We start from the raw sequence: 19,497 nt of genomic DNA, 5'->3' as shown, positions 1-19,497 counted from the left end.
TTCACTCCCTTGCCTGACTGTCCTGATTTTAATTGAGTGCAAATATACTTATATTTACATTCTGATTACTATCTGATCTCGAAAATAGTCTGACTATGGATGGTCCGCCAACAGGAGCATCAACAATAACACTGCCCTTTATTGTCACAAAGTCACCAGCTGGATTACTCATAAAAATAGTAAGCACAGATATTCCATTGAACTCAAGAATAGCGTCAAGACCGCCTGCCAGAGCATTATCATCTACGTCTACTTGTGCCGCAATATAGTACGTATGCCCACCCGCAAGCTCAATTGTATCCGAGCCAGGAGTATGAGCGATCAGCGTTCCACTCAACAGTCTGTTACTATCTAACGTCAGAAATCCCTGTGGTCCTGCATCGCCGACGGTCACGATGCTTGCAAAATCGGCTGTCGCTAATGCCGCTGCCCCTGTTTCGCCCGTCGCACCCGTCTCACCTGTTAAACCGGTCGCTCCGGTCGCTCCACTCACACCGGTTGCCCCGGTAGGACCCGCTGCGCCAGGGTCACCAGTTGCACCTGTGGCTCCAGTCGGGCATCCAGTTGGACACGTACCCGTAGGTCCAATTGGTCCGTCTATTCCCGTCGCCCCTGTTTCGCCCGTTGGCCCCGATGCGCCAGTTGCTCCTGTTGGTCCCGTTGCACCTGTAACTCCAGCAGAGCCAACAGTTCCGGTTGCTCCGGTTGCACCCGTCGCCCCAGTTGCACCTGTGCTACCTGTTGCACCTGATACTCCTGTTGGTCCCGTTGCACCCGTTGCTCCTGTAGGCGCTGTCGGACCTGTCGGACCAGTAGGCCCCACTCCCCCTGTATCACCAGTCGCTCCCGTCGAACCAGCGGCTCCAGCCGGACCTGCGGGTCCTGTGGCTCCTGTTACTCCCGTAGCTCCTGCCGGACCGATCGCGCCTGCTGCGCCTGCTGTTCCTGTTGCTCCTCTAGACACATCCTGTTGTAATATCCCATCAAGCTTCAATCCCAATAACATTTCATGTTTGAGCACAGTTTTAAGGTTATCATCAATACTGGTGTTCAGATTAAGCAGATCACTGATTGTGGCAACACCGCTTATACCAGGCAGCGTGCCAAGCAGATACTGAATTTTCTCTCCTTCAGCATTCAAAATATGACTAAGTCCCAGTTCTTCTAGCGCGATTGAAGAGAGCAGTAAAGGGATAACATCGTCTCTTGAAATGATAATAGTAGGTGTAATATTGGGTATGTTCGCCTGTGACATCTAAGGTTCACTCCTTATCATCCTCCTAGTGTCCAAGACATAGGAGATACTGAAAATAATGAGGATATTCAGTATTATTGCAATGCAATAACCGAAATAGATATATTTGTGAAATCAGTCGCTACTCCAGAGGTATTGATAATCTCTAGCGTTCCTGGAGTGCCTCCCGTTTGGATAATCGTATGGGAAGACAATTCAACGAGCACTCCTACAGAGGTCTCGTAACTTGCTGTCGTATTAACTATATCGACGCCGTTAAAGCGAAGTGTGGCCGCAGCTGTGGTGCCAGCAGTGGTGGCTTGAGTCTCATAATCAACAAAATACGCATGATTCGGTTCTAATGTAATCGTAGAAGTAAGTGGGGTGTGGGTGATCAAAGACCCATTTACAGTATGATTAGTGTCTAAAATGAGTGGTGCTCCATCTGCAACCGTCTGTGTTCCCTCGGTTACAAAGTTTGCATTGTTAACCGTTATGAGGATGCCCGTCGCTCCAATCGCCCCTGTAAATCCCGTTACCCCAGTGTTACCCGCAGCTCCTGCACTACCAGTTGCTCCCGCTGCACCAGAAGCTCCGACTCCATCAGGACCTGTTGGACCCGTTGGACCTGGCGGGCAATCAGGCGGACATGGTCCTGTTAAGCCCGTCGACCCTGTCGGTCCGTCTGGTCCTGTGGATCCTGCGGTTCCTGCCGTTCCATTTGCGCCTATTGATCCTGCTGCACCGTCCGCTCCAGTATCACCTGTAGGCCCAGCAGCTCCTGCTGGGCCTACGGCACCAGCTGTTCCTGTTTCTCCGGTTCCGCCCGTAACACCTATCGGTCCAGTAGCACCAATCGCTCCGTCCCCTCCGGTCACTCCCGTTGCACCGCTAGGTCCGGTAGCACCAGTCGCTCCAGTTGCACCCGTTGGACCTACGCCCCCAGTCGCTCCAGTCACACCTGCAGCTCCCTCTGGACCGGTAGCACCAATACCTGTCGCTCCTGTTGGACCAGTCGCTCCCGTTGGACCAGTTGATACTTCAGATTCCAATACTCTCTTCAGCTTTGTTTCCAATACCATCTCTTTGGCAATGACAACTTGCAGCATTTCCCTAACGCTTGAATTAATTTGCAAAATATCGCTGATACTAGCTGGCTGACTCAGTCCTGGCAGCGTTCCAAGCGTATATTGAATCTTCTCTGCTTCTGCATTAACAATATGACCTAGCCCTAACTCTTCTAGTGCAATAGACGCAATGACTAAATTTATGGCATCGTCGCGGGTAATAGTAATCTGGGGTGATATGTTAGGAATGTTCGCTTGTGACATGTACGGACTCCTCCCTACAAATAATACTTTATCTCCATCCCATGCTCATGCAGGTCAAATTTGTTTAATACACAAGGACAGGCTTAAGTGAGTAATGACCTCCATATTGTATGGAAAATTATTTCTAGTTGTGTGGATTCGTGTTGCCTGTAACTGAACTGATCCATTGTCCACACGCCGTACATAACAGTATGGTTCAGTATCAGAACATGCCTAGGTGAACTAAATGTGATATCACCTCATATACTTAATCATAGTAAACCATCAGAGACCGATCATAGTTCTGCATGGTCATTGGAAAATTGAATGAAGTAGGTGAATTATGAATGACTGGAACAAGTACTGCCCTGTCTTTGAATACGAACAAGTTGACTCACGTGTCCTGCAGCATTCTGCCTGGGTAGGTCATCGTCATTTTAGTTACGATCTGGTTCGGTCTTATCAGCCTCGTCTGCTAGTCGAGTTAGGTACACATTGGGGGGCATCCTTTTTTAGCATGTGCCAAGGTATAAAGGATGGGAACTTGTCGACTTTATGTTACGCTGTTGATACATGGGTGGGCGACCCTCATTCTGGAGGCTATGATGATGAAGTGTACAATAACGTAGTGTCGATCACCTCCTCTTTATATCCCCGCCATGCAACGCTTCTGCGAACCACATTTGACGAAGCTCTGGCTCAATTTCAGGATGCCTCTATTGATTTGCTTCATATAGACGGTTTTCACCAATACGAAGCCGTAAAGCATGATTATGAATCATGGCTGCCCAAATTAGCACCAGACGGGATTATTTTGTTCCATGATATTTCCGTTCATGGGTTTGGTTTTGGAGTATGGAAACTATGGTCGGAGTTAAAAGAGCAATATCCCGCACTTCAATTTGAGCATTCAGGCGGATTAGGCATTTTATTTCCAAAAGGCGTTCATCATACATCCAAACAGCTGCTCGACCAATGGGAAGAATTAAAAGGCGGCTACGTAAGCATGTAATAAGGAGCACACATATGAATTCATTAGTATCAATTCTGATGCTTTAACACGGACATCATCACAACAACAAACCGCGCAAACGTCTTTACAGACATTGCGCGGTTTGTTGTTCACATGGAAGTACGATTTATGTGGGTATCCCCATATCATATGTCTTAGTTAGAACATGTTTAACCTCAATTTCACTTTCTAGCACTTCACGATCGTGTAGGCTTAAGTCATCTAAATAGGGAAATGGAAAGGAGTTATGGAATAATCGTACTTGATAGGAATCATTTAAGATGCCATTATATTCGCACTTCATTAATACAGCAGCAACTTCAGGCTTTATCGATCTTTTTAAGACTCTGAGCTGCCTTCTGTCTTCATCAGATATATATTCTCCAGCTTCAATCAACAGAAGATAGGGTCCCGCTGCCTGTTCGATCCCAAGCTTCCACAGCTTGATCTTGTTTCGCTCAGAATGTCCTTCTACATATTTGCCAACATAAGACTCTAACACATCTGCGCATTCACCTTGTTGATCTATAAGTACAACCTCATCTGCAATATCTTTAATGGAGTCCAAGGTTAGCGTTGTAGCCGCACACTTCGATGTTGCCAACACACAGCAAGTCAGTCGAATGTCTTCTTTATAAATTAAATCAAAAATATCGGCTCCCCATTTTTCCTGTGCTCGATGTCGATTAATGGCCATCAGATGCTGCACATTATCTTTCTTTATGTCATTCATCGTTGCGTGACCGACGTGATGAATAAAGCTGGCATTGGCAATAAATAACCGGTAGCCAGCGTGTGCGACCCGCAAACATAAATCATCATCTTCAAAGTTTCCAAGTCCATATAACTCGTCAAAGCCCCCAACTTCATCAAGCACCTTCCGTCTGACAAGCATACAAAATCCGATCAATCGTCTTACTTCTGTTGTACTTCCTTGGTAACGGGCGGCATGTTCATGCGCAAATTGATTCAGATCAAGCAGGTCTGTATACGTCACCGGAATAATTTGATGCCCGCTCGAATAGTTGGTAAGTGGTCCCACCATACCAATATCAGGACTGGAATACAGCACTTCCAACATCGATGTTAGCCAATGAGGCGTCACTACTGTATCATTGTTTAAAAACAAAATATTGTCACCAGTAGCTGCTGCCAATCCCTGATTGCAGCCTGCTGCAAAACCCGCATTATCCTCGTTACAGATGAGAGTAATATCCAACTGAATCTTCAAATAGGTTGTTGTCAAATCCGTCGAGCCATTATCAACCACGATAATCTCATAAGGTTGCGGGGTATACTTGCGGATGCTTTCCAGACATAGGACAGTAAGATGAAATTGGTTTCGTGTCAATATGATAATACTCGTCTTCAAAGAACTTCCCTCCCACTGCTTGCTGTCACAAACTCAAAGCGATCTCCCAGCTTTTGCTTAAAATAATCGCGATTATACAGCATGCTTGGATGGTCAGGCAAATAACTTAGGGCAATCTCATTATGATAACATGCCTTCTCCGTTTGACCGATTTGGTCATAACTAACGCACAATTTTAAATGCGGAACCCATGTCCAGGTAGATTCTTGAGTCATCGTTAATTGATCTGAAGGAATAACGAGCTGAGTTGCCTGCTCGAACCAGTAAATGGCTTGATGAAGACGCTGATCATTCAGCAAGATTTCACCGATCTGACAGCATATATCGGAGTGCGGTTTATCAAATTCGAAGGATCGGAACAAAGTAGTAAGCCGCTTGCTTTCATTGTTCAGCTTATCATGACAAGTCTCCATCTTCAGACAAGCTTGAATACAATCCTCCACCCACCCCTGTTTTGTTTGCAAAAATTTCTCATAGAACTCCAATGCATCCTCATATCGAGCATGATCCTTTAATTCATTAGCGTAATAATACAAATCACGTGGTGTAAATTGTTCGCCCGCTGCCAAACGATTTTCATAGATGCGCAGGTTGCGATCCGTGTATTGCTTATCTTTTTTATGATATACGGCGATATCACTATGTTGAATTTGTCCGCCAACTGCTAAATATTCATGGACGGGGCCATGCCATTTAAAATTAGCATCCCGTCGCACAAGCCGATTGCGTCGGATAGAGAATAAAGGTTCACCTGCCTCGTTTGTGTTCAGAACATAGGCCATCGTGACACTTTTGATATCACGCGACAAGGTTTGCTTTAATTCCTTAAACGCAGCATGATCTTTCTGCTGTATCACATCGTCTGCATCCAACCATAAAATATACTCTTGAGTCGCTTTACTAAATGCATAGTTCCTTGCGGCCCCAAAGTCGTCAATCCATTCAAATTCATATACTTTAGCCTTATTTTGCGTTGCAATTTGCTTCGTATTATCGGTTGATCCGGTATCTACAATAATTATCTCATCCACAAGTCCAATCACACTATCCAGACAGCGCTGCAAGCTTTCTTCTTCGTTCCTTACAATCATACACAAGCTTATCTTAATGGAAGCAGCTTGTTCTTGTTCCTGTTGAAGCAGACGCGAAAGGGCCTCCCTCGCTTTCTCATGCTGGCTATAGCCTGCAAGGCTTTGCTGATAAGCATGAACAGCTTCCTTAGGCCGACCCAGCTTCTCGTAGCATAATCCGATATGATACCAGGCATGAAAGCTGCCTACCCCACGCATCGTTAGATGCTGTAAGTTCTCTTCACCGAGCGTGAGACATTGATGAAATGCCTCTAGTGCGAGCTCATGCTTTTGTTTGTGGAACAGGATAATACCTTTGTACAAATAAAGATCAACGTAGTCGGGATACAGTTGAATAGCCCTTTCGATGGATGGCCAGCCACCCTCATAACTTCCGTTAGCCAGAAGTGCATCATATTTTAACTTGTAACATAATGAAGGAGGCAACTTTCCCCGTTCAATAAATCCCTTTATGCCGACGTTCACTTGCGCATAAGCTTGCTCATACTGTCCAAGACGGTAATATTCACTTGCCAGATGATAATCAATCCATGGGTTGTACCCTTCATTCAGCTTTTCCTGCTCAAGTAACTTCATATTACGCTCAGACTTCTCACGATTCTTTACATGAACGTCCATATAGCCATAGTGGTGAATCTTAACAGGCAGTATATACACATTAATATTTGTCCCTAACACTTCTTGAACGTTTAATTGCTCATGTATGGCACCCTTGAATTGAAAACCTCTATGATTACGGAATAGCCGGTGATGACGTACCAAGTAAGCAAGATCCTTATTAGCCGGTTCACTGCCGATGTAGTTAATTAGTTCAATGACGGCAATGTCGGAGTCTTGCACCGCAAGTATGTCTCGTAAAGAAGAAGCCGTATCCTGATCGAGCTGCTCATCCGCATCCATCCATAAGATCCAATCTCCTGTTGCGTGCTGCAGACTGTAATTGCGCGCTTCAGCAAAGTCGTTCCTCCACCCCAGTTTGTATACATGCGCTCCGTATGATTGACATATAGCGACAGTGTCATCCGTCGATCCAGTATCCACAATGATGATTTCGTCGACAACATCTTTTACACTGTGCAAACATGCTCCAATGAGTGCTGCTTCATCTTTGACAATCATACATAAAGACAATCGAGTTTCTACCGGATTGCTTGCGTTTGCCTGATACATCCCGGTCATCCTTTCCGTGAAAAAGACATATATAACTCGCCATACCCTCTGATATGTAGCATATAAAGAACCTTGTTATGACATATAGTGTTGAACAAAAATTGTTCGATATTGCTCATAAGTCACCTGATCAAAATCGTCTCCATTATAATGAATGCACCACGGGCTTTGTAGGACGGGAACACCTACTACATAACCTGCACGTTGTATTTCCATTGAGTGGGAGGAGTCGTAAAAATGAAAGCCGTTGAACAAGTCTGCTCTCCAGGGAATATCCACCTTAGTTGCCATAAATAATCCGTCAATGGCCTGGACGGCAATATAATCAGCCGATTCGTGCCAACCATGGTCAAAACGCAGGAGTTGGTACGTATCCTGTCGATGCTCGATAACTTGACCAGCAAGCTTAGTTCCTTCCCACCAAATTCCATTGGCAGGCATATCTACACATCCGGCAAGCCCCACCATTCCTAGTTCTGGATGATGATGAAATAATTGTATCAAATCAACCAACATTCCTCTGTGTATTAGAAAAGTATCTTGATGGATATATATTTTGAAAGCTGCATCCATGTGAACGGCATAGTTATATCCACTGGCCATGCTGTCTGCGTTACGGATCTCATAAATTTCTACCGAATGGCCAGGCGGTACAATCAAATTGGCAACCTGCCTTTTTGTTTGCTCGTATAATGTATCGTTATTAACACATATCACAAACAAGATCCGCTGTAGTCCCATAATGTTCTCGATCCTTTCCGCTGCTGTCATCGATGACTAGTATAAATGAGCAGAATGGAGCTGACCGATATACTGTCATATCTCTGTATCCTTCTTGGCTACGTGCCCCACACTTCTCATCTAGACATCTAATCCAAAAACCAGAAAAATGCACAAGGTATAAAATATATATGCTTCTAAAAATTACTTCATACGTTGGAAATTACGCATCCAGGTATATACTGCACTGGACACCTCACTTCCAATGGTGATTTGAATACTGAACTGTTTTGATGCCAGTTACATGTTCCGTCGCATAACAAAAACATCCCTTCCAACATAATGGAAAGAGATGTTTTTGTTATGCATACAAGTAGCTCAGCTATTTAGGCTGCCACTTATCTGCCCTATAGCTTCCAGTGCCGGCTTATAATTCGGGAAGATCTGAATTGCAGCTTCATAGGCTTGAACAGCATGTTCCATATTTCCCAACTTCTCATGACACAAACCGATATAATAACTTGCATGAAAGCTGCCTACACCCTTAAGCGTCAGGTGCTTAATATTATTCTCACCCAAAATCATACATTGTTGAAACACTTCAATCGCTTGTGAATACCATTCCTTCAGGTAATAAATAACACCCTTATAGAAGTACAAATCCACATAGTCAGGGTACATCAGAATGGCTCTATCTATCCCTTGCCAAGCCCCCTCTACACTTCCTAACGTGATAAGAATCGAATATTTTAACTTGTACAGCAGAGACGGAGGAGCCTTCCGTTCTTGAAGAAAATGTACAATGCCTAAGTTCACATATTCAAACGCCTTTTGATACTGTTTGAGTCGATAGTATTCCGTCGCAATATGATACTTGATCCACGGATGGTGGTCTTCTTTATGTAGCTCTTGTTCGAGGAGACGGATATTACGTTCAGATTTCTTTTTATTAATGATGTATTCATTCATATATCCATAATGATAAATCTTGATCGGCAGCGTTTGTTGTTGAGAGGGATCATATTCGGGTAATACTTCTTCCAAATTTAACATTTCGTGTATAGATTTTGTAAATTTAAATCCGATATGATTGCGAAACATACGCGAATGTGCAATATGAAAAGCATCATTCGCATCTGGTTCGTTCCCTATAAAATTAATTAAATGGATCCACAGAATAGCTTCTGAAGCAGTGTTTACTTGTTGTTTTAATTGTAAAGCATCATTAGGATCTAATTCCTCATCCGCATCCATCCATAAGATCCAATCTCCTGTTGCATATTGAAGACCATAGTTGCGGGCATCGGCAAAGTGCTCATTCCATGTATACTCCACAATCTGCGCATCGAATGATCGGCAGATGTCAGCTGTGTTATCAGTAGACCCCGTGTCAACAATAATAATCTCATCAACTACATGTTTAACGCTATTCAAACAGCGAGCAATACAGTCTTCTTCATTTTTAACAATCATACATAAGGATATTTTCGGATACTCCACTACTATTCCTCCTGCCCACTCCAAATGAAATAAAAGCTCTACTAGTGACGATATGCGTGCTGCTGTTACAACAGAACTTATCGCGTATACGCAAACACATGTCAAATAGACTGCCAAAACTATACGGCAGCCTATTTAATGGAGAGGTGAGACTTTTGTTGTGTGGAGTTGGTCTTACTAAAATTGATCTATGTGAACAAGTCAACATCACGAAGTTGGAACGAGTGGAATGAAGAGCAGGGTTGAGCAACTACATTAGCATATGTCGTAATATAATAGGACTTGATCATTCGTCATACTTTGATGTATGCACTGCTTATACATGAAGCGCTTAGATTATTAAGGTGTAATTGGTAAACTACTTAAAATATTTTCCAATTTGAACTGCAGCAAGATTTGTGTCTTGATGACATCTTGAAGTGTTCTTTGTACACTGTTGTCGATAGCAAGCAAGTTAGAGATCGTAGCTGCTGGAGACAATGTTACGCCCCCAGGCAATGTACCCAACACATACTGAATTTTCTCTGCCTCAGCATTCACAATGTGAGCAAGAGCCAATTCTTCAAGAGCAATAGATGCGAGCAATAGGTTAACCGAATTACCAACTGTAATGGAAATCGTTGGGGTAATATTAGGGATATTCGCTTGAGACATACTCAGATCACCTCATAATTTTTTTAAGTTTGGGCGCTCCACATACCGTAAAACCATAACTGAGGCACTTAAATCATAGGCCAAACCATTTGTGAAGCTAATTCTCTGCTATAGTAGTCGCTCTTGCCTCTCCTATCGACTCGCTCCCTCTATGTCTATGCACCATAACCTATCCAACTGAACCAATTCGAATATTTTTAATTCATCACTCTCAGTATCCAGCCGCAGTTATTTTAGTTTAGTGATTCGCGACCAAACACGGGAGAATAGATACAACTTTTTCAGATGTTCTCAAATCCATTTACGCCAATCGAATAATCGTTAATGATGCACCAGGAAAGCCATCGGACGCTGTCGTGGTATCAGAAGCACGATCATTATACATCTGGAGTACACTTGCGACGACACCTGTCGTCAGAATAAAACTCCCCGATAATTGTTCTTCTACTCCCGTGGCACCGCCATTACCGACATGACTGCCAAACAAAGGAATACCGTCTAAGCGAAGAGCGTAGCCAATTCCCTCAGATGGAACTTGGAAGCCTTCCAAATAACTTAGAATAAGATAGGTGTTATTGGGGGCAAGAATAATATCTGTGGAGCCCGGAGTATGCGAAATGTCCGTACCGTTAATCGCAAGGTTTACCTCAAATATATAAGCATTCCCAGGATCCACCGTTTGTTGAACGAAACTTGCCACTTTTGCATTGTTAACTGACGTCCCAGAACCTGTGGCGCCTGTCGTTCCCGTTGCTCCCGTTCCGCCTGTGGCACCTGTCGCTCCTGTTGCTCCCGCTCCGCCTGTGGTACCTGTCGCTCCTGTTGCTCCTGTTCCGCCTGTGGCACCTGTCGCTCCTGTTGCTCCCGCTCCGCCTGTGGCACCTGTCGTTCCCGTTGCTCCTGCTCCGCCTGTGGCACCTGTCGCTCCCGTTGCTCCTGCTCCGCCTGTGGCACCTGTCGCTCCTGTTGCTCCCGCTCCGCCTGTGGCACCTGTCGTTCCCGTTGCTCCCGTTCCGCCTGTGGCACCTGTCGTTCCCGTTGCTCCCGCTCCACCTGTGGCACCTGTCGCTCCTGTAACACCTGTTCCTGTAGCGCCAGGAAGTACCGATAATATAGAGTCTAATTTGTTATTTAACAAAATTTCTGTCTTGATCGCTTCTTGCAGTGTTGATTTTACACTTTGGTTAATCAGTAATAAGTCACTAATTGTAGCTGGCACTGTCAGACCTGGTAGCGAGCCTACAACGTACTGTATTTTTTCTGCTTCTGCATTAATAATATGACCTAATCCAAGTTCCTCGATGGCAATAGATGACAGTAACAAGTTAAATGAATCATCACGTGTTAACGTAATGCTTGGTGTAACATTCGGAATATTAGCTTGTGACATGGTTGTTCTCTCCCCTACGCAACTCACGAGCAAGCCGCTTATGAGTTATCCTTTTTCAAACGTGCTAAGTAAGAGGAATACTGAAAAATGCGGGTTAGCGATAACTTACGAATTTTCTTTTCATCAAACTTCATCGGCCTTGCGTTCGCCTCAAACAACCATAAATTCCCTTTTGTATCCACCCCAACGTCGAGTGACATCTCTCCAAGTTTGTACTTCTCATTCACTTCAATAAAAGCTGCCGTCTCTAGAGCTGCAAGTTTAGCATTCTTCATTACATCACTTGCCTTCTTGCTCCCAAATAAAGTTCGAAGCATTGCAGCCGGATTTCCTAACATTCCTCCGCGCGGTATATGAGTAGTGATACTTTTAGTGCCTGCAATCCTGGCGCCGACCCCCGTTACTTTCCATATCCCATCATTATTTTTTTGGACCAACAACCTGAGATCAAAAGCTCTACCTTTTATGGTCGCCAATTGAATCCCTTGTTGAATAATATAAGCCTTGTTCTTGGCGTGTGCTCGAATGGTGTGCCATGCTTCTTGTTTAGTTGAATGACGAACAGCTGAGGATTGCCGACTATTTTGAATTTTTATTAAATACGGCTGCGGATTGGTCGGATCATAGGCAGCTGTCATAATTCCTTTGCCAGAGTTTCCTGTTTCAGGCTTTAAGTATAAGAGATCAAATTCGGTTACCATTTGACGAAAAGAGGATGGTGTAAGCGGTTCTGTTGCAGGGAGATGAATACGTGACAATGTTCCTTTTTTTAGACCTTCAAACAAGCGGCGCTTGTTAAAAAAAAAGGGATTGTAGAGTTTGATCTTCTCGCTTGTCAAACATGCGCGGAGCTTTTTTTTGACATATGCCTTTCTTTCTACTCTACGTGAAGGCAGGCGGTTGTAAATAACGGTAGGAAGTGGAGATTTCTTTCTTTCCCATTTCTGAGTTCCTTTTACATAATGGTACCCCCATATTTGGGATTGACGTAATCGAAGATCTTCAACAGTTACAATATAGGTGAGTATCCCCTTTGAAGTGCCTGTTTTAATAATATCTTTAAAATTACGGTGATCGCCTTTGAAACTGCGCCGCTTGTCTGCAGCAGTTAACACAGCTACGACCAGTGGTGCTCTACGCTTTTTCAATTTGTTGACCTCCCACGGGCTTTTCCCAAATAAACACAATGATTCACGATATATCTAATGGAAGCTTTACCTTTTGCTTTCAGCGCAGGATGTTTAAAAATCGATCGCCCTGGCTTTGAATTCGCTTCGAACATCCAGATCCGCCCAGACTTATCAATTCCAAGATCAAATCCGATCTCGCCAACCAAATGTGCATACTGATGTTCGATTGCCTGTGCAAGATGAATGGCCACACTTTTAGCATCTTGTAACAATTTTGCTGCTGATCTGCCGAAAGTCGGGCTAAGTGCCTGTTCAGGAGTCATAATCTGGCCCCCGCTTCTTTGGTGGGTCGTGATGCTCCCAAGGCCAGCCTTCTTTGCTCCGATACCGGCGATACACCAGCCCTTATCCCCATCTTTGTGGACATGGACACGGAAATCCACTGGGCACTGATGAAGCTCGATCAGTTGAATACCCTGTTGTACAAAATACTGCTTCAGTCTACTGCCCTCTTTTTGGCGGAGAAACTTCATCATCTCTTGAAGCCCATGAAAGCTCTCCTGTTTGTTCGATCCATCTTGACGATAACGCACCAGATACTTCTTGTCAGGCTGCGAAGCAATCTTATAAATACCAATGCCAAGACTTCCCGCCGTCGGCTTAAGGTATACAAATTGATGGCGAGAAAGCATATTATGGAGCTGTTTAATCGTAGGATTGACATAATATTCTGGTATATGTTTGTACATCGCTTTATTCTTGGATACGAGTTGATAAACATCTGTTTTATTAAAGTAACTCCAATTGAACACAGGAATTTTTTTGTTCTGAAATAATTGTCGCACCTGTTTAATGCCAACGGACTGTTCCATCTTCCGATTCAGTAGCCGGTTGTAAACCACATCCGGCAGTCGTGATAGATGACGATCCCATCGTCCCCGTTCATCCAGGCTATAGGCGAGCACGCTGCTTTCCCGCAAACGTATATCGTCAGGGCCAAAAATGATGAATTTACCTTTGTGCAATCCCTCACTCACCAATTGCCTAATAAAAGGCGTACGTGAACCAAATGGATATTGTGTAGAGGGCAACACGACATCCGTCAGTATACCGATTAGTGGTTTCGAGTGCATATTGGGCTGATTTGGAACAGTATCTGCTTTGCTGTGTCGAACTGAAGGACCTTCCGTTTCGTGCTCACGTATTCTTCTAATGATCATTTGTTTAACCCGTCTTCGTTTCTGTTCAGCTGCAGCAGGTTTACTCTCTCTTTCTGGTTGTTGATAACGGACAGATTGCTCTTTGCGTTTAAACTGTTCCAATATGTGATTGGATAGTTGATTGACAGTAGCAGTAAAATGCTTAAATTTAGAGGGGGACGATGTGAAGTGCATAGATGTACCTCCTGCCATTCATTACATTTGCCTAGATCGTTGGAGGCTACATTATACGGAGAGGGGATCGCATTGGTGACTGATGTGATTTTTGTAATTTAACTATACTAAAATCACTTTAAGAGCTGACTCATGAATGTATGTCCAATTGACGCTCATAATATGTTATTTAGTTCTTAATCACAGCTACTTTAATGTGAAAAGTGATAGTTTACACCATTTACATTCACTTTTAATATTTGTCCAAACCTTTTTCTACCTTTGCTAAGGATAACTCCATTATCTTTCTTATAAACTACTTACTTTAGGTCCTGTTCCTAATGTATATAGTTCAAGTGCAAGATGAACCTAAACGAAGCTTATGAGAACCTAGTCTATTAACAGTCGGGACATTTGTAACAAGCAGTCCTACAAAATAGAATAACGTCTTCACGTTTGTACCTGTATGACGGAACGCATACTACAGGTACATATGTGAAGACGTTATCTCCTGATAATCTTTTTAGTTATTTTCATGATTAACATGATCTATTATCATCCTTAAGGAGGGAAGGAATAGCGACTAGACAAGCACGACAGAGGCACGATCATAGTAATACAATATCCCATCGTTAACCGAGGCTCTTAATTTGGAGCCGTCATGTAATGCAGTCAGGTAAGATCGAACAATGGTATTCGTAAGTGTATAATGACCCGGTTTATTCTTCAGTTGATATTCCTTCATCACTCTTTGCACGATGGATTCCAGTGTCAGCGGATGCTCACTAATAATTCCAAAAATAAAATTAGAGGTTTCATCGATCAGATGTTGGTGTTGTTGGATCAACAACTTAACATCATTATACTTTCCGCCATGAGACAGCACATAGAATGCATGTTTATGAGCAGCAAGTTTATCTAAGGAATCTTTAGCCCCTTTAATATCTGTGTAATACAATAACTTTTGTTTGATTAAGGTCTTATTTCCAAAGATAGCATCTGCACTATAAAATACTTGATCAGGTGTCACGACTCCTACCATTCCTGGAAAATGCCCTGGAAGAGTCACGATTGAAAAAGTTATCTCATCAATAACGATATCATGATCTCGAAATGGTATGATGTCAGTCACCGCGTTCTTCACCATTTCTTCTTCGATTTCATTGACTACACAGGGAATATGCCCAGATAACCAGTTCTCCAGAGCTCTGTGTTCCATAAATTGAGCTGTCCACGAAGTTGCATATACCCTCAAATTCGCATAGTTCTTCTTAAAATACGGGAGTCCGCCCAACTGTGCGAGATGTCCGTGGGTCACAATAATAGATGAAATGTAGTATCCTTTTTTCTTGACAAAATGTTCAATCCGCTTCGCGGCGTTTTCGTTTGCACCACTGTCAATCAGCAATGCTGCACGACTATTCTCATTAAAATAAACGCCTACTGCCAAATTAGCATCATACATGTAGCTATTGCCGTTTATCAGTTCTAACTTTGTATCTTTCATGGATGGATTCCCCTTTAGTGAAGGTTCCGGCTTCATATTCTATATTTTGTTCATAAATCATACTCCCCACTTTTGCCTTAATAAAGCTCGTCACAGGAGGTATTTGTAATGAACTGGATTTCGTATTTTTGTTTGGTTGCTTTCTAATAAAGGTTGTGACCTGCTTAGGCGCATACAAGAAGGATATATCCTCATGATGCACGATGGAGTCGGAGTCCGTCTCCATCATTTCGGATACGACCTCTATCACATTTGTATCCTGGTGAACTGCAGCCACTTCACTTTCAGTACCGTTTTCCTGTATGACTGGGGTAATTTGAAGCGCTTCAGATGAATTGTAGTCATAAGACTGGCTTCCTGTATGATATTTTACAATAATATCTAACTTTACATTCATGAGATCCATATGTACAAGGTTGTCAAACGGGTGCTCGTTCATACTATCTCGGATGAGCTGTGTTGAATTCATAATTTCGGATATAATCTGTTTTTTCTGGACATTCGGTTCTTCTGGTGCATGATCCGGCTGTATCCTGCTGCCCCTACGCTCTTGAAATCGATGCAGCTCCGTTATGATATGCAACAGCGAACGAATATGAAATTCAAAAGTCGTAGTTTCTTGTTTATTCGAATGCTGACGTCTCGACATCATACCTCTAACTAAATATAAGATTGCACTTTCCATACGAGAGAAAGGAATTTCGCTGATTCGTGTATTAGAGTGTAACATCCTTAACGCCTCTACTTTTTATTGATTTTTTAATAATCAAATGCGTCATCATGATAAGAAACTTCATGTTTTTTCCTTTCTTCTGGCTTACTTGTAGAGCGATAGTCATGAACAAAAGATAACGTGTCGATCTTCTTAAGAAGCAGCCACTCTGCCATGAGCATCGTATCCAATAGCTGAATGACCGTATGATTAAACTGGATAATCTCCGATGTAGAGGGGCCTGTTGGAAAATCGAGGTTTTTACCAACAAACGCTAGAGCCTTGTCTGCTTCTGTATTCATTAACTTGGACAACGCTTCTTCTTCTAAAGCAATTGCCTTAATTAAATGGGCTACCGCTTGATCTTTCGAATTGGTTTCCTCGTAAAAAGACTCGTCATTTATTTTCACAGTACTCCTCCTTCCTTCTGATCGTATCGCGAATTATGAATTATTCTTCGAAAAACTCTTCGCGTTCTTCCAATGAGATAATATCCTCCAACTTAAACTGCAGCAGCATTTGATTTTTAATGACGTTTCGCAGCATTCGCTCAACACTGTGGTTTATTCTTAACGCATCGTCAAGTGTGACACAGTGGTCTTTTAAGATCGTCTGTATTTTCTCACCTTCGGCATTTATAATATGGGACATTCCGATCTCTTCCAGTGCAATTGAGGTAAGCAGTAAATTGATGACTTCGTTCCGTTTTAAGACGATTTCAGGTTTAATATCTGGAATATTTGGCATTGACATGGACTCTCATCTCCCTTTAACCCTTTTAGATGATACAAACACACTCCACCCTAATCCATCACGCTTGTTTACACTCGACATATTCTTATGAGATTATCCATTTAATTATGAATACAATTGAACGGGGATAGACGTATACGCAATGGCTTTCAGTGCAGCTCAAACAGCGCGCACCTAGGATGGATGGCACACGCTGACCTGAGATTCTATGTCAAATCCTTAGTCTTCATCTAGCTGTGCTGAACATCAAGGAGGAATACGCATCTATCGTTTAGACTTATTCATATATATCCACTTAGCATATCGGATAGGTTGGATAACCGCTTTATGATACGCAGCCTTGTCGCCAATTCCTTTAAACACTTCTCGTGAAGGTTTGGGATTCACTTCCAACAACCAATAGCGGCCCTGCTTATCTATTGCCCAATCCAGCGCCAGCTCGCATAATGACCCACATTTTTTTTCAAGAAATTTAACAATACGGATACCTTCCTTCTCGACATTGTGCTGAATAGAATCAATGCGACGCTGATCTCCGATCCAACGTTGCAGCAAAGCCCTCATGGGAACAGCATGACCACCACCATGTAGATTAGAAGTAACACTATTATGCGCCCCCACTCGGCCCACACTACCCGTTATAGACCATTTCCCATATTCATCTTTCTGGACTAGCATCCGATAGTCATGAACTTTACCATTTGACAGCTTGAGTGCGATGCCCCGTTGCACGATATAACGATCCTGCTGCGCCCAAGCTTTCATATATGTTCTTAACCGATTTAGCTTTACGTATTGCGGTCGGATCACACGGCGGTTGCGGTTGCGTCCTTCTACATATAGATAGTTAGGATGATTCTTTTTGCGCTCAAGACGTAAAATCCCCCTACCTCCTGTACCATTGATCGGCTTTACGTATACCATACCCACTTTGTTAAGCATGTTGTATATATCTTGGGGTTCGCTGTAAAGTACAGTATCCGGCAGCACCTTTCTGAACTCAGGACTGTGGGATAACATCTTGTAGATCTTCCATTTATTACGCAGCGGCTGGTTAAGAAAAGTTAAATGCCCAAATTTGGCACGGAAATGTTTCATGGATGAAAACTGTGCGGAGCGTTGATTGCGGCACCTATCAAATATGAGATCCGGCAATAATGACCACTTTCGTGTCCACACACCAGTGTTAGAATGATACACCATAGCGTGTACCTTCTTTCTGGTATGATCTACATCTTGAGGCGTAAATACACACACGTCCATATCCAATTGATGTCCGGCCACAATCATTTTTTCATACACATGACGTTCCTCAATTTCCTTCCTTTTATTCTTGTACAGCGTCAGGATGCCTAACAAAGGTTTTGACATGTAATCAACTCTTTTCATGTGTCAACTGAATGTTTGCTCTTACTGCATGAAAGCAATACTTCATATATGAAGCTTCTTGTTAAAAGTACATCCTGCTTACCATGGGAAAAATGGTGACTGCTTGTTGGAGTTTGAGCAACAAACAATCACCTATTGATGTATGTTTATTATTTATTGTTCCAGACCTCCTTCCAATAGGGAGAAAAGGTCTGTACAGAGCGTATAAATCAGAATATGTAAGATTGGCTTAATGGTGCCACATAACACAACGGAATATCTAGGTTGAATATCTCGATCGATAAAAAGTAGCCCTATTAGATTCTTGTTAAGAAGATTATATTAACCTTTCTAACGCTGTGTTCCCCGTGTTTATACATATTCCATATCACAATCCAAAGTTAATTTTGCGACCTCTCGATAGATCTCATTACCATGTCTTATTACACTCGCTAGACTTTCCTCCTCTTGACAACTGTAATCCGTACGCACTGTTATTATCACAAAAAATCCCCTCCGGTCAGCAACGTTAAGTCCATCTAACCAGATGTCTTTAGTACGTTGTCCGCCATGAGGGGAAATGACCAATCTCCGTAGTAGATTGGAAATTTATTTCATTATATTTAAAAGCACGTTATTTAAAATAAATTTGAAGATTTGAGACGATTAATCGAGGTCCTAATAACGAGACGGTATAAGTACCGCTTGGTAAGTTAGCGGTATTTGCGTAGAAGCTTCCCCCACCGTATCCATTCAGAAAAGTCGTAGAATAGACCAACTGACCGTTCTGATTGTACACGTTGACATCCATTTCTGCTGGAACTCCCTGGTTAGGAATACCTGCCGAATAAGAGCCTGTCACAACCAGTTCACCCTGTCCTGTAATCTGTGTAGAAAATGGAGCGGCTGATGCAATGGATAAAGGAATTGCGGTAAATAATGCTACACAAAGAAGAAAGAAGACTAGTGTTCTTTTTCTCACTTCACATCGTTCCTTTCGTTGGTAGGATGGATTGCAACAATAATATAATACACAAATTTGTCACAGTAAATATATGGTTTATAAAATATTCGATATATTTTTTAATACGATGTGATTACTATTTGTTATCGATCAATTTATGCCTACTTCACATCTCCTTCGTTACTATATATCCCTTTTACTCGTTTCCTACTGGACTTATTAGCTGCATAACGATTG

Annotated in this window: 17 protein-coding genes; 1 reads left to right on the top strand and 16 read right to left on the bottom strand. The window is 42.8% G+C overall.

Features of this window, described 5'->3' with window-relative positions; genetic code table 11:
• Positions 1-28: 28 nt before the first annotated feature.
• Positions 29-1,255, bottom strand: a complete 1,227-nt coding sequence (locus tag QP775_RS03410; protein WP_285103604.1) for an alpha-helical endospore appendage domain-containing protein — start codon at positions 1,253-1,255, stop codon at positions 29-31.
• Between the two features lie 74 nt (positions 1,256-1,329).
• Positions 1,330-2,565 (bottom strand): alpha-helical endospore appendage domain-containing protein, encoded by a 1,236-nt coding sequence (locus tag QP775_RS03405; protein WP_285103602.1) that lies wholly within the window; start codon positions 2,563-2,565, stop codon positions 1,330-1,332.
• Positions 2,566-2,887: 322 nt separating this feature from the next.
• Between QP775_RS03405 and QP775_RS03400 the strand changes: the two genes are divergently transcribed.
• The gene (locus QP775_RS03400; protein ID WP_285103599.1) at positions 2,888-3,556 is read left to right on the top strand and encodes a class I SAM-dependent methyltransferase; all 669 of its coding nucleotides are present in this window, start codon (positions 2,888-2,890) and stop codon (positions 3,554-3,556) included.
• Between the two features lie 127 nt (positions 3,557-3,683).
• Here QP775_RS03400 and QP775_RS03395 read toward each other — a convergent pair whose 3' ends face one another.
• The 14 genes from QP775_RS03395 to QP775_RS03330 form a co-directional block, all read right to left on the bottom strand.
• Entirely contained in the window at positions 3,684-4,928 is a 1,245-nt protein-coding gene (locus QP775_RS03395; protein ID WP_285103597.1) for a glycosyltransferase family 2 protein, read from the bottom strand.
• The gene (locus tag QP775_RS03390; RefSeq protein ID WP_285103595.1) at positions 4,925-7,189 is read right to left on the bottom strand and encodes a glycosyltransferase; all 2,265 of its coding nucleotides are present in this window, start codon (positions 7,187-7,189) and stop codon (positions 4,925-4,927) included. The genes QP775_RS03395 and QP775_RS03390 overlap by 4 nt, the downstream gene beginning before the upstream one ends.
• A gap of 75 nt (positions 7,190-7,264) precedes the next feature.
• Complete coding sequence (locus tag QP775_RS03385; RefSeq protein WP_285103593.1) at positions 7,265-7,960, bottom strand: glycosyltransferase family protein; 696 nt, start codon at positions 7,958-7,960, stop codon at positions 7,265-7,267.
• A gap of 327 nt (positions 7,961-8,287) precedes the next feature.
• A complete protein-coding gene (locus QP775_RS03380; protein ID WP_285103591.1) occupies positions 8,288-9,409 on the bottom strand; it encodes a glycosyltransferase in 1,122 nt (373 codons plus the stop codon).
• Between the two features lie 339 nt (positions 9,410-9,748).
• Positions 9,749-10,063: an alpha-helical endospore appendage domain-containing protein gene (locus tag QP775_RS03375; protein WP_239334048.1), complete on the bottom strand. Its 315-nt coding sequence runs from the start codon at positions 10,061-10,063 to the stop codon at positions 9,749-9,751.
• A 301-nt stretch (positions 10,064-10,364) separates the two neighbouring features.
• Positions 10,365-11,453, bottom strand: coding sequence for an alpha-helical endospore appendage domain-containing protein (locus QP775_RS03370; RefSeq protein ID WP_285103585.1), 1,089 nt, complete (start codon positions 11,451-11,453; stop codon positions 10,365-10,367).
• 38 nt (positions 11,454-11,491) lie between these two features.
• Positions 11,492-12,601 carry a YheC/YheD family endospore coat-associated protein gene (locus tag QP775_RS03365; protein ID WP_285103583.1) on the bottom strand — a complete coding sequence of 370 codons (1,110 nt, stop codon included), beginning with the start codon at positions 12,599-12,601 and terminating at the stop codon, positions 11,492-11,494.
• Positions 12,598-13,977: a YheC/YheD family endospore coat-associated protein gene (locus tag QP775_RS03360; RefSeq protein WP_285103581.1), complete on the bottom strand. Its 1,380-nt coding sequence runs from the start codon at positions 13,975-13,977 to the stop codon at positions 12,598-12,600. Before QP775_RS03360 ends, QP775_RS03365 begins: the two co-directional genes overlap by 4 nt.
• Before the next feature lie 562 nt (positions 13,978-14,539).
• A complete protein-coding gene (locus QP775_RS03355) occupies positions 14,540-15,463 on the bottom strand; it encodes an MBL fold metallo-hydrolase (RefSeq protein ID WP_285103579.1) in 924 nt (307 codons plus the stop codon).
• On the bottom strand, positions 15,426-16,112 hold the full coding sequence (locus QP775_RS03350) for a hypothetical protein (protein WP_285103577.1): 687 nt from the start codon (positions 16,110-16,112) through the stop codon (positions 15,426-15,428). The genes QP775_RS03355 and QP775_RS03350 overlap by 38 nt, the downstream gene beginning before the upstream one ends.
• Before the next feature lie 110 nt (positions 16,113-16,222).
• Positions 16,223-16,585, bottom strand: coding sequence for an alpha-helical endospore appendage domain-containing protein (locus tag QP775_RS03345; RefSeq protein ID WP_239327695.1), 363 nt, complete (start codon positions 16,583-16,585; stop codon positions 16,223-16,225).
• A gap of 40 nt (positions 16,586-16,625) precedes the next feature.
• Positions 16,626-16,928 (bottom strand): alpha-helical endospore appendage domain-containing protein, encoded by a 303-nt coding sequence (locus QP775_RS03340; RefSeq protein ID WP_239327694.1) that lies wholly within the window; start codon positions 16,926-16,928, stop codon positions 16,626-16,628.
• A gap of 264 nt (positions 16,929-17,192) precedes the next feature.
• Positions 17,193-18,299, bottom strand: a complete 1,107-nt coding sequence (locus tag QP775_RS03335; protein ID WP_239327693.1) for a YheC/YheD family endospore coat-associated protein — start codon at positions 18,297-18,299, stop codon at positions 17,193-17,195.
• A gap of 631 nt (positions 18,300-18,930) precedes the next feature.
• The gene (locus tag QP775_RS03330) at positions 18,931-19,278 is read right to left on the bottom strand and encodes a T9SS type A sorting domain-containing protein (RefSeq protein ID WP_239327692.1); all 348 of its coding nucleotides are present in this window, start codon (positions 19,276-19,278) and stop codon (positions 18,931-18,933) included.
• Between the last annotated feature and the right edge of the window lie 219 nt (positions 19,279-19,497).

It is taken from the genome of Paenibacillus sp. UMB4589-SE434, assembly GCF_030226685.1.
Lineage (GTDB): Bacteria > Bacillota > Bacilli > Paenibacillales > Paenibacillaceae > Paenibacillus_B.
Note: the sequence above shows the minus strand (reverse complement) of the source record. Positions and strands in the feature narration are given on the sequence as shown.

Coding starts and splice junctions, on each gene's coding strand:
- QP775_RS03410 (WP_285103604.1), bottom strand. CDS start 1,255: ATGTCACAGGCGAACATACCCAATATTACACCTACTATTATCATTTCA.
- QP775_RS03405 (WP_285103602.1), bottom strand. CDS start 2,565: ATGTCACAAGCGAACATTCCTAACATATCACCCCAGATTACTATTACC.
- QP775_RS03400 (WP_285103599.1), top strand. CDS start 2,888: ATGAATGACTGGAACAAGTACTGCCCTGTCTTTGAATACGAACAAGTT.
- QP775_RS03390 (WP_285103595.1), bottom strand. CDS start 7,189: ATGTATCAGGCAAACGCAAGCAATCCGGTAGAAACTCGATTGTCTTTA.
- QP775_RS03385 (WP_285103593.1), bottom strand. CDS start 7,960: ATGACAGCAGCGGAAAGGATCGAGAACATTATGGGACTACAGCGGATC.
- QP775_RS03375 (WP_239334048.1), bottom strand. CDS start 10,063: ATGTCTCAAGCGAATATCCCTAATATTACCCCAACGATTTCCATTACA.
- QP775_RS03370 (WP_285103585.1), bottom strand. CDS start 11,453: ATGTCACAAGCTAATATTCCGAATGTTACACCAAGCATTACGTTAACA.
- QP775_RS03360 (WP_285103581.1), bottom strand. CDS start 13,977: ATGCACTTCACATCGTCCCCCTCTAAATTTAAGCATTTTACTGCTACT.
- QP775_RS03355 (WP_285103579.1), bottom strand. CDS start 15,463: ATGAAAGATACAAAGTTAGAACTGATAAACGGCAATAGCTACATGTAT.
- QP775_RS03350 (WP_285103577.1), bottom strand. CDS start 16,112: ATGTCGAGACGTCAGCATTCGAATAAACAAGAAACTACGACTTTTGAA.
- QP775_RS03340 (WP_239327694.1), bottom strand. CDS start 16,928: ATGTCAATGCCAAATATTCCAGATATTAAACCTGAAATCGTCTTAAAA.
- QP775_RS03335 (WP_239327693.1), bottom strand. CDS start 18,299: ATGTCAAAACCTTTGTTAGGCATCCTGACGCTGTACAAGAATAAAAGG.